Genomic DNA, 1,167 nt, shown 5'->3' on the forward strand with positions numbered 1-1,167 from the left:
GTTCTCATCTGGCGTAATCGTGAAGCTGCCATCGTCGTTAGCTACAACTGTCGCATCACCACCAACCGTTAAATCGCTTGCTGTTAGGTCTTCACCTTCAACATCAGACGCTTGAGACAACAGCTGATCTTGGCTCAGTGTGATTGAACCATCTTCGTTAACGCTGTAAGCCAAATCACCCGATACTGGCGCATCATTGATTGGCAATACGTCAACATTGATGACGGTTTCAACTTCTGCACCGTCTTCATCACGAATGGTGACATCAAGCTGAACTTGGCCATTAAAGTTCTCATTCGGAGCGAAGCTACAAGTGCCATCACCATTTACTGAGAAGATTCCCTCAGGGCCATCGTAGCTAATACCCACAAGCTCAACATCCCCTTCTACATCTGAGGCATTAAGCAACACTTGAGACTCACTGAAGGTCAGTACTGAGTCTTCATCAATGGTGTAAGACGTTGGACCCGCAACCGGTGGATCATTCACTTCTAGAACGGTGATGCCCGCAGTGGTTTCATCAATCGAACCGTCTTCATCGGCAACAATAACGTCAAGGCTGATATCACCATTGAAGTTCTCGTTTGGCGAGAAGGTGTAAGTACCGTTACCGTTGATTTCAAGGACACCATCACTACCCGAGTAAGTCACGCTGTCTATCGATACATCACCTTCGATGTCTGAAGATGTTGCCAATAGTTGTGCATCAGAGATGGTAATCGAATTGTCTTCATTAACTGTGTAAGACGTAGAGCCAGCAACTGGCGGATCGTTCTCTGGAGTCACGCTAACATCAATGTTTGCAGACACCGTATCGGTGCCGTCTGAAACATCGAAACTAAAGTTCACGTCGCCATTGAAGTTTTCATTTGGCGCAAAGCTGTATGAGCCATCACCATGGTCTGTCAGTACCCCATCAGTCCCTTCATAACTGATGCCTTCAACCGTGAGATCATCACCCTCAATATCGGTTGCACCGGTTAGCAGATCTGCATCAGTAAACTGCAGCGTACCGTCTTCTTCAATGCTGAACTGTTGATCTTGAGGAACTGGCAGGTCATTGATTGGGTTAACGGTTAAATCGGCAGAAGCTTGAACCGTGTTAGTACCATCTGAAATATCAAAGCTGATATCGATATCGCCATTGAAGTTCTCATCTGGCGTAAT

At 46.4% G+C, this 1,167-nt stretch carries 1 protein-coding gene; it reads right to left on the minus strand.

Features of this window, described 5'->3' with window-relative positions; genetic code table 11:
- On the minus strand, positions 1–1,167 hold a 1,167-nt coding region (locus AB4653_RS17135), incomplete at both ends, for a tandem-95 repeat protein (protein WP_372104814.1).

It is taken from the genome of Vibrio sp. 10N.222.48.A3 (assembly GCF_041475345.1).
GTDB lineage: Bacteria > Pseudomonadota > Gammaproteobacteria > Enterobacterales > Vibrionaceae > Vibrio > Vibrio tasmaniensis_A.